This is a genomic window from Bellilinea sp., from assembly GCF_034432615.1.
Classification (GTDB): Bacteria; Chloroflexota; Anaerolineae; order Anaerolineales; family Anaerolineaceae; genus Bellilinea.
Window position 1 is genome coordinate 1 of record NZ_DAOUBL010000317.1, and the last position, 10,078, is coordinate 10,078.

Here is a 10,078-nt window from a genome sequence, read left to right on the forward strand (position 1 = left end):
CCGCGTCATGCGCGAATACATTGACGGCGGCTACAACATCATCTGGACGCACGGCGGTCAGTTCCTCACCCAAACCGTTGAACTGGCCAAGCAGTTCCCGGATGTCATCTTCATCGGTGAAGGGGATGCCCCGGTAGCGGATGCCCCCGCCAACCTGTGGATGATTGACCGCAACTTCCACGTCGGCTTCTACGGCATTGGCGCTCTGGCTGCCAAAGCCACTCAGACCGGTAAAATCGGTTATCTGGGCGGGTTGGCGCTGCCCTTCTCCTACGCCGAGGTACACGCCGTGCAGCAAGCCGTCAAAGACCTTGGGCTGGATGTGGAAGTCAAAGCCGTTTGGGCGGGCGACTTCAATGACCCGACCAAAGCCCGCCAGGTTGCCGATGCGCTGATCGCCGAAGGCTGCGATGTGATCATGGGCTCGCTCAACCTGGGCATGTTCGGCCTGTTTGAAGCGGTCAAGGCTTCGCCCACCAAAGTGCTGGTCACCGCCAAGTACACCGACAAATCCACCTACGCCCCCGATAACTACATGACCTCACTGCTGTACGATTTCGCCGGCCCGCTCAAGGAAATTTATGCCAAAATTCAGGCTGGCGAAACCGGCGGTTACTATCCACTGGGCTTTGCCACCGGCGTTGCCCTGCAAACCCCGCTGAAGAACGTTTCTCCCGAAATTCAGGCCGAAATGGACACGCTGCTGGCTGACCTGCGCGCCGGTAAAATCGAAGTGGTCAAGGATACCAGTGAGATTAAGTAGGGCTTTCCGTTACAGCCGACTGCAAAATCATCCATAATTCAGGCAGGGGTTCCAGCGCCTGTGTGTGTGCGCCGGAACCCCTTTTCTAACTCCCCTGCCGAAAAACCTCAGCGGTTCATCATTTCATACCAGCTGCGCAGGTAAACTAGGGAAGGAGATCATGGAAAAACAACCCATTCTGGAATTAAAAAACATTCGCAAAACCTTTGATAAACTGGTTGCGCTGGATGATGTATCCTTTTCGTTACTGCCCGGCGAAATTCACGGTCTGTTGGGCGGCAACGGTGCCGGCAAAACCACCCTGATGAACATCCTCTACGGCCTTTACCGTAAGGATCAGGGCGAAATCTTCCTTAACGGTGAAAAAATCGAAATCAACGGCCCGCGTGACGCCTTGAAACGCGGCATCGGCATGGTGCATCAACACTTTTTGCAAATTGCCAATTACACCGTGCTGGAAAATATCGTTCTGGGAACAGGCATCACCAACCGCTATACGATGCAGATGCAGCCCGAAGCCAGAAAAGTGGAGGAATTGTGCCAGCGCTTTGGATTGCCAGTTGAATTGAATGCGGTCATCTCCACGCTGCCGATTGGCACCCGTCAAAAGGTGGAAATTCTCAAAGCACTTTACCGCGGCGTGAAGATTCTCATTCTCGACGAACCGACCACCAACCTGACCCCGCAGGAAGTGGATGCGCTGTTCGAATCGCTGCGGGTAATGGTCAACGGCGGTTTGAGCATCGTCTTCATCACCCACAAACTGCGCGAAGTGCTGAGTGTGTGCGACCGCATCACCGTGCTACGTGAAGGGCGCAACATCACCACACTGGATCGAAAGGACGCTTCGGAAGAGGTGTTCGTGCGCGCCATGGTCGGCGAGCAAATGAACATCGAAAAGAGCGTGTACTTTGCCCGCGACACCAAAACCTTTGGCGAAGTGGACTATACGGCTGAGCCGCTGCTGCGCCTGACTCAGGTGAACCTGATCAGCAAAGAGGGCGTTGCGCGCCTCAAAGACGTTTCGCTCGAAATTTTCCACGGTGAAATTTTGGGCATCGCTGGCGTTGCCGGCAACGGTCAGCAGGAACTGGCCGAGGTAACCGCGGGCATTATCCCGCCCACCAGCGGCAAAATTGAGCAAAACGGCAGGGATGTGACCGGCCTTCCGGTGGGCGAGCGGCTGCGCAGCGGCCTTTCCTACATTCCGGAAGACCGGCTGCATGACGGTTTTCTGCCCAAAGCCAGTGTGGCGCACAACCTGATTCTGGGTGTACACCGCCAGCCGCCGTACAGCGACGGGCGCTTCATCAACTGGAAGACGGTTTACCAAAACAGCCGCGAGCAAATTCGTGAATACAACATCAAAACCGGCGGACCGGAAGACCCCGGCGGCAATCTCTCCGGCGGCAACATTCAGCGGGTGATGATTGCGCGCGCTTTTTCGATGAATGCCGATTTGCTGGTGGCACACAATCCCACCCGCGGGCTGGACATTCCCTCGATGGATTTTGTCTATCAAAAATTGTTGCAGCGCAAAGCCAAAAAGCAGGCTACGCTGCTTATTTCGGAAGATTTGGACGAATTGATGCTGCTCAGCGACCGCATAGCGGTCATCTACCGCGGGGAAATTTTGGGTATTTTGCCGCGCGAGCAGTTTGACAAATACGCCATCGGCCGGCTGATGAGCGGCATCCGCTCGACCGAACCGGCAACCCCGTGAGCGAGGTACCAATGAAGACACTTGGACGAACCATCCTCCCTTATCTGATTGCCATTGCTGCTTCTTTTGCGGCGGCGGGCATCTTCATTGCGGCGATGGGCTTTGATGTTGGGCGGGCTTACCAGACCATTTTACTGACTTCCTTCCGCACTCCCAACGGCTTCATTCAAACGCTGCTCAAATTCATCCCCCTCACCCTGCAGGCGCTGGCCTTTACCGTGCCGCTGACCGCCGGTAAATTCAACATCGGCGGCGAGGGTCAGATGATCGTCGGCGGGATTGCCGCGGCAGCGGTGGGCATCACCTTTTCAGACCTGCCGCCGGTCATCCTGCTGCCGCTGGTCATCCTGGCGGGGGTGATTGCGGGTGCATTCTGGGGTCTGGTTCCAGCCTGGCTGCTCTACCGCTTTGGTCTGAACGAGATTTTGACCACCGTATTGCTCAACTTTGTTTCGTTTGCCGTCATTGATCTGGTCGCCACCGGGCCGTGGCGCGATACCACCGCCGGTCACCCCACCACCATCCCCATCGGGCAGGGCGGCTGGCTGCCCATGCTGGTCAGCAATCCGCCGCTGCACTCGGGCATCATTCTGGCGGTACTGGTGGCAGCCGGGATTTATGTGTACACCAGCCGCACCACCGGCGGCTACGAGCTGGTGGCTACCGGCGCAAACCCGCGCGCCGCCGAGGTGTTTGGCATCAATGTGAAGCGCATGTTCGTTTTCTCGCTGGTGCTGGCGGGCGCGCTGGCCGGTCTGGCCGGTTCCATTGAGGTTGCCGGCGTTCACCGCCGCCTGATCGAGGGCATGCAGTCCAACTTTCTGGTGCTGGGGCTGATCATCGGGCTGATCGCACGCGGCAACAATCTGGCGGTGCCGTTTGTGGCGTTCTTCATCGCCGTTCTGGAAGTTGGGGCAAGCGCCATGCAGCGCACGTTGATGATCCCGGTTGAAATGGTCTTTATCGTCGAAGCGCTGGTGCTGCTCTTCGTCCTACTTTCCGATGTGGTACGCAGGAGGTAAATCATCATGGAAACTCTGGTCACCTTCTTGCGATTAGTCCTGCTTTCGATGGTGCCGTTTGTGCTGGCCAGTCAGGGCACCATGCTGGGCGGTCGCACCGGCATCTTCAACGTGGCACAGGAAGGCATCATGCTGCTGGGTGCATCGCTGGGTTTTCTGGTCAGTTATCAGGTTGGCAACAACTTTGTGGGCATGCTGGCGGCCATGGCAGCCGGTGCGCTGTTTGGTTTGCTGCTGGCGTACTTCACCACCACGCTGAAGATGAATCAATTCGTCATCGGGCTTTCGCTGTTTTTCATCGGTGTAGGACTTTCCACCCTGCTGCCCAAACTGGTCATTGGCATCACCCTTTCACCGCCGCTCATCCCCACCCTGCCGGAAGTGTCCATCCCCGTCCTGAGTCAGATTCCGCTGCTGGGGCCAATCCTCTTCAGGCAGAACGGGCTGGTTTACTTTTCCATTTTTCTTTCGCTGGTGTTGTGGTACTTCCTGTACCGCACGCAGCGCGGGCTGGAACTGCGCGCCGTTGGCGAAAACCCGATGGCGGCCGACAGTCTGGGCATCAACACGGTACGCGCCCGCTACTGGACGGCCATCGCCGGCGGGGCATTGATCGGTCTGGCGGGCGCCTACCTGCCGATGGTGTACACCGGCACCTTCACCGAGGCAATGACGCGCGGGCGCGGCTGGCTGGCGATTGCGCTGACCTTCTTCGGCGGCTGGAGTCCGCTGACCATTCTGACCGGCTCACTGTTCTTTGCCGGCGTGGAGGTACTCGCCTTCCGCGCCCAGGTGATTGGGCTGGCCGTGCCGTACCAGTACCTGCTGATGGTGCCCTATCTGGCTACGATTTTGATTATGATTCTCACTTTCCGGAAAGCGCGGGTGCCGGCCTTTCTTGGTCAGAATTACGACCGCGAGAAACGCAATTTGTAAGGCTGTTTGTTTCAACCGTTTAAGGATTTGAAGCCGGCGCAGGGTCAAAACGATGACTCTGCGCCTTTTTCCAAATTCAGGGTGTTGAAACGGGCAAAATCAATTGAATGGGTTCCATGACCAGCGTCCAGATGTGGCTGCCACTGCCGCCCTGTCCCTGAAAGGGTTTTTCCAGCATGTAGCCGATATTCTGATCGGAAAAACCCGCATCCAGATAAAACACCTCACCCCGTCCATCGCCACCGCGGTGAGTCATTTTGCCGGGAGCGGGTAAGGGGCCTTGCACAGGATCATGGTCGGGACAGGACATTACCCCACTACCCGGCTGCCAGTTCTCCTCGATGATTAGACGAACAATCCCATTTTCACAATAACCGCTGGCGGTAGCAATCATGCTGCTTTGACCTTCATAGGTGCAATCGCCCGTCACGCCTCGAATGGTTACCGGCAGGGTGATGGTACTTTGGGGTTGCAAAATTACACGCGGCGTTTCCTGGGTAACTTCCAGGGTGAGAACACCATCCCCAAGGGAGTAATGCAGGGCAACTTGTTCAACATTGAAATCAATTTCGGATGAAAATTTGAGGAAAACAAAATTGTAGAGTCTTGGGCATTCGGCCAGTTCTATGCCTTGCGGCACCCCTTCCGGCTGACGGGTTGACGGAGGAGTTTCGGGTATTGGGGTAGGCGGCGGTAAATCCTCTTCCTCATCTGAAAAAACCACCCCATCCTCCACCGGCTGCGAAGGCTGACACGCTGCCGGTAAAATCAACAACACGGCTGACAGGAGCAGCCCAACAATCCCACCCCTCCATTTCATCATCCCCTCCTTGGATATATCCAAAACCGGTTATAGATTGATCATACAACTTTTGGAGGGGAATTACAAATGACTCCGCAATAAAATTGTGACACAAGTAACTTTACTCGAAGGATATATTTCGTTAAAATAAAATTAAATTGACTGGGTGGGCTATTATTTGTGTTAATTTGGGGCGTAATCCTATTAACTTAACATTTTTGTATTCTTAACGAAATCTTGATTGTTCCCCATTTTCACTGCGCTTTAATTTGAATTGGGTTTATCTCTATAGCCCTATTGAATGCCGCAACCGAAGTATGCCTTTCGTATCAATCTTTGAAAGGAGGTGGTGTGTCATCAAGTGAATGAAGAAGCTTTTTTCAGCGCAGGTTAATTCCAAAAACCAATCTTCAGGAGAGAGGGAACATGAAACTTAAATTTTTGCAAATTGTGTCTCTGGTCTTGATTATCTGCCTTGCGTTGCCTGGACCGGTTCAAAGCGCCGGTCTGCAACGTCCACAGGCGCTGACCACCATCAACTTCACCATCCTACACACCAACGACTTTCACGGAAACCTGGAAGCGTCAGGCTCTAATCCCGGCGCAGCCCGCGTGGCTTATAAAATCAATGATATTCGAGCCACCGTCGGAAATGAGAATGTGCTGGTCCTGGACGCCGGAGATATGCTCCAGGGCTCGCTCATTTCCAACATTCTCAAGGGACAACCAACCATTGATTACTACAAAACCATAGGCTATGACGCGGTTACACTGGGAAACCATGAATTTGATTGGGGTCAACAGGTGTTGGCAAAACGCGCTCTCCAGGCCGCAGCCACGGAATCGGGTAAAAAGTCCTTCCCCATGATTGCAGCCAACATTGTCAAAAAAGTGGACAATTCGTGTGCTGGCTGGGATCGTCCCGTTTTGGACGATGGAGCGGGGAACACTTACACCATTCAACCCTATACGATCCTGGATGTTGGGGCAGACCCCAACAAAGTGCAGGTAGGTGTGATCGGTGTCGGTTCCATTGAAACTCCTTACATCACCATCGCCGAAGCCACCGAGGGACTTTGTTTCAAAGACCCGACCCAATCTATCCTGCATTACTATGACGAAATGAAGGCGGCCGGGGCAGATGTACTGGTTGTTCTCAGCCACAACGGCTACACTGACGGTGGTTATGGATACGGCTTTTCGGTTGATGGGGATCAAACCCTGGCCCGTAAACTCAACGAGGCTGGAAAACCGGTGCACCTGATCATTGGTGGTCACAGCCACACCGATTTGTCTGCTGCCACAATGGTAGGAAATACCGCGGTGGTGCAGGCGCATTACAACGGCCGCAAAATCGGCCGCGCCGACTTCACTTATGATCCATCTACCGGCGCAGTTACCATCAGCTGGAGCCGCATTACAGTTGGCACTTCCGATCCCGAAGATGCCACTGTAAAAGCCTTGGTTACCAGTTATGTTTCGGATCCTAATTATCAAACCCTGATCAATGAACCAATTGGCTGGACGCAGGTTGACCTGTTGCGCAATTACAACGGCGATGGAATGATGGGCAGCTTCATTCAAGATGCCATCTATAACCAGTTGAACTCGGATACCACGCCGGATAATGACGTGGACATGGTCTTTAATAACCCGGGTGGTATTCGAATTGACTGGTGTGATAAAGAGGATCCCGCCAACCCCGGCACCTACATTTGGACCAGCACCGCTTCTGAGTGCCAGGCCGAAGGGGTATGGACACATGATCCAATGGTACTCACTTATGGGATGTTGTTCCAGATATTACCCTTTGGTAACGACACTGTAGTAGCCGATATGACCGGCGCTGAAATCATTGACCTGCTTAACCAGAGCGCAACGCTCTTCAAAGGCGCAATTCAGGTTTCGGGCATTCGCTACAAATTCTACCGCTATTCCGATGCCTTGCCCGGTCCGCAACCGTGGGCTTGGGGAGCGTACGATGTTCAGGTCTATGATCGGGAAAGCGACGCCTGGCTACCGATTGATCCAAATCGCACCTATCGGATTGCCACCAACAGCTTTCTGGCACCCGCCGGGCAGGATGGTTTCATTGCCTTCAAGTACGCCAGGAACCTGTCTTACTGGGGTGATATGTTGAATGTGGTGATTGATTGGGTACGCCGCTACACAGTAGATGAACCCTACCGGGGACCCAAAGGCGACGGTCTGCTGGACGACCGCATCACCCGTGAAGGTACGGACGCCGGCGGCCCGATCATTCCGCTGACAATTTTGCACCACAACGACTCACATGGCCGATTGCTGCAATCCGGTACCACGGCGGGATACACCAATCTGGCAACCCTGATCAAACGGGAACGCGCTCACAACCCCAACCGCACCCTCCTGCTTACCGCCGGCGATAACATTCAGGGCGATTCGATGATGTACTACTTCAAATCGGCCGGTTTGGGCTACTGCGCAGACGGCAGTCCCCTGCCTGCTGACATGCAAATCAATCCGCTGATTAAGGCCTTCAACGCCATGGGTTATGATGCAATGGTGCTGGGTAACCATGAATTCAATTTCGGCAAAGAGGTTTTCAGCACCCTCTCGGATGCGACCTTCCCAATCCTGCAGGCGAATTTACAGGATGACGGCCGCTACGGAATTGCCAGGATACCGGTATTGCCGTTTGTGCGCAAGACGGTTGGCCCTGAAGCGATCAAGGTAAGTATCATCGGTATCGGCAACCATCGCGTACCCAATTACGAACTACCCAGCAACATTGAAGGGTTGACTTTCACCAATCCCATCGAAACTGCCAGCCAGTACGTGGACATGTTGCGCGATAGCAGCGATGTCGTGATTGCCCTGACCCACATCGGGTTCGCACCAGATCCGAAGAGTGTCGAGGTGGATAATAATGTGGATACCTATCTGGCATCTAATGTGTCTGGCATTGATGCCATCGTAGGCGGCCACTCGCACACCCATCCTACCGACAGCCGTTACATCACGGCACCCTATCAATACCTGCCAACGCTGCTGGGCAATCCGGATGGTGTACCGGTGATCATCGGGCAGGCCAATCGTTACAACACTTACCTTGGGGAAATCATCATCGGGCTGCGCCCCAAATCAACCACGACTATCAGCGATGCGGGCATTTTGTCTCAGGCTTATGAGGTCGTTTCCCGCGCCGGGCGTGCTCTTGAGGTGAAGACCGCTGACTACGCAGAAGATGCAACCATCAAGGGAATCATTCAACCTTACGCAGATAAACTGGCTGCCTACAACAACACCGTCATCGGTCAGACCATCACGCCAATTGATACACTGCAGGCTTACACCACCGAAACCAATGGCGCAAACCTGCAGGCGGATGCTTCGGTGTGGAAATTGAAAAAGGAAAAGATCGAGGTTGATTTCCACCTGTCCGGTGCAATGACCAACAGGAAGATTGCCGATACAGCAACTCCCAGCACACCCTATTCATTGAAGATCAGCGATATGTTCAGCGCCATGCCGTATGAAAATTCGCTGGTGGTACTGCGGATGAACGGCCCGCAAATTAAACAGATCCTGGAACGGGCATACCGCAATTACTACTACTATAAGTACGTACCGGGTTACGGCGGCTATTCCTACTACACAACCTGCATGCTGGATATCAACGCCGGTGGCAAGATAACCTACTTCGACACCTCTCCAGAATCGCCCAATGGGAACAACGTGGCTGCGCTGGAGTTTGACGGCAAGAGGGTGAACTTCAACGACGCCAACACTTACTACAATGTTTCGACCGTCAACTATCTGGCGGCAGGTTCCTGCAACTTCAATGATGGCGGGAAATCGCTCTGGCCACTTGATCAAATCGTTGCAGACACACAGTACTATGTCCGCGATGCAGTGATCGAGTACATCCAGAGTAAAACCGAGCCGATCAATCCGCAAATCGAAGGGCGCCTGAATATCGTGGTGCCTGTTCGGTTGTGGATGCCGGTCATATCACGGTAATTCCTCACTGATTCGGTAAAATAAAACTGCTGCCCGGCACTGGAAACCGGGCAGCAGTTGTTTACAAACCATGCTGGCGCAAGGCATCCCGCAGCAAAGCATAGACCTTTGGATTGCCCGCCAGAATGCTGACCGGTGGTTTCAGAATGTCCTCATCGCCGTCCACTTTGGTAACGATGCAGCCGGCTTCCCGGGCGATCAGCGCGCTGGCGGCAATGTCATAATGTTGAACGGAGAATTCCCAGTAGCCGTCCAGTCGGCCGCAGGCGGTATAACACAAATCCAGGGCGGCCGAACCCAGCCGGCGCACCCCCTGCGAGCGCAGGGTCAGATCGCGGAAGCAGGCAAACGCCGCATCGGTGTAGGGAGAATGGTCCTGGTGCGGCAGACCGGAAACCAGCAGGCACTCGCGCAGTGAAGCCGCACTACCCGGCTGAATCGGGACACCGTTGAGCCATGCGCCTTTGCCGCTTTCGGCAGCAAACAGCTCGTCGTGGATGGGGTCGTAAACCACCCCCAGCCGCAGGTGACCAGCCTCTGCATAAGCAATCGAAACGCAAAAGAAGGCAAATCCATGCGCAAAGTTGATCGTTCCGTCAATCGGGTCAATGTACCAGCAGTGCTCATCACTGCCGTTGTGATGGCCGCTTTCTTCGGTGATGATGGTGTGATCGGGAAAACGGCTGAGGATGCGCTCCATCAGCAGAGCCTCGGATTGGTGATCGGCTTCGGTGACAATATCGGTGCTGCCTTTGAAACGGATGGAATGCTCCCCTCCAAAGCGCTCGCGCAGCAAACTGCCCGCCGAGCGCAACACTGCTTCATAGCGT

General features: G+C 54.5%; 7 protein-coding genes. 5 read left to right on the forward strand and 2 right to left on the reverse strand.

The features are described 5' to 3' along the window. The 4 genes from VAE48_RS14350 to VAE48_RS14365 all read left to right on the forward strand — a co-directional run. Positions 1-763: BMP family protein (locus VAE48_RS14350; RefSeq protein WP_322794014.1), on the forward strand; the 763-nt coding region annotated here is incomplete at its 5' end. 160 nt (positions 764-923) lie between these two features. Next, entirely contained in the window at positions 924-2,486 is a 1,563-nt protein-coding gene (locus tag VAE48_RS14355; RefSeq protein WP_322794015.1) for an ABC transporter ATP-binding protein, read from the forward strand. Positions 2,487-2,497: 11 nt separating this feature from the next. Continuing rightward, positions 2,498-3,508, forward strand: coding sequence for an ABC transporter permease (locus VAE48_RS14360; RefSeq protein ID WP_322794016.1), 1,011 nt, complete (start codon positions 2,498-2,500; stop codon positions 3,506-3,508). A 6-nt stretch (positions 3,509-3,514) separates the two neighbouring features. Next, positions 3,515-4,444 (forward strand): ABC transporter permease, encoded by a 930-nt coding sequence (locus VAE48_RS14365; RefSeq protein ID WP_322794017.1) that lies wholly within the window; start codon positions 3,515-3,517, stop codon positions 4,442-4,444. Positions 4,445-4,520: 76 nt separating this feature from the next. Here VAE48_RS14365 and VAE48_RS14370 read toward each other — a convergent pair whose 3' ends face one another. Continuing rightward, complete coding sequence (locus VAE48_RS14370; protein ID WP_322794018.1) at positions 4,521-5,267, reverse strand: hypothetical protein; 747 nt, start codon at positions 5,265-5,267, stop codon at positions 4,521-4,523. 405 nt (positions 5,268-5,672) lie between these two features. Between VAE48_RS14370 and VAE48_RS14375 the strand changes: the two genes are divergently transcribed. Then, a complete protein-coding gene (locus tag VAE48_RS14375; protein WP_322794019.1) occupies positions 5,673-9,248 on the forward strand; it encodes a bifunctional metallophosphatase/5'-nucleotidase in 3,576 nt (1,191 codons plus the stop codon). Between the two features lie 61 nt (positions 9,249-9,309). Here VAE48_RS14375 and VAE48_RS14380 read toward each other — a convergent pair. After that, positions 9,310-10,078 (reverse strand): inositol monophosphatase family protein (locus tag VAE48_RS14380; RefSeq protein ID WP_322794020.1); only part of this gene is annotated, 769 nt, incomplete at its 5' end.

Coding starts and splice junctions, on each gene's coding strand:
- VAE48_RS14355 (WP_322794015.1), top strand. CDS start 924: ATGGAAAAACAACCCATTCTGGAATTAAAAAACATTCGCAAAACCTTT.
- VAE48_RS14360 (WP_322794016.1), top strand. CDS start 2,498: ATGAAGACACTTGGACGAACCATCCTCCCTTATCTGATTGCCATTGCT.
- VAE48_RS14365 (WP_322794017.1), top strand. CDS start 3,515: ATGGAAACTCTGGTCACCTTCTTGCGATTAGTCCTGCTTTCGATGGTG.
- VAE48_RS14370 (WP_322794018.1), bottom strand. CDS start 5,267: ATGATGAAATGGAGGGGTGGGATTGTTGGGCTGCTCCTGTCAGCCGTG.
- VAE48_RS14375 (WP_322794019.1), top strand. CDS start 5,673: ATGAAACTTAAATTTTTGCAAATTGTGTCTCTGGTCTTGATTATCTGC.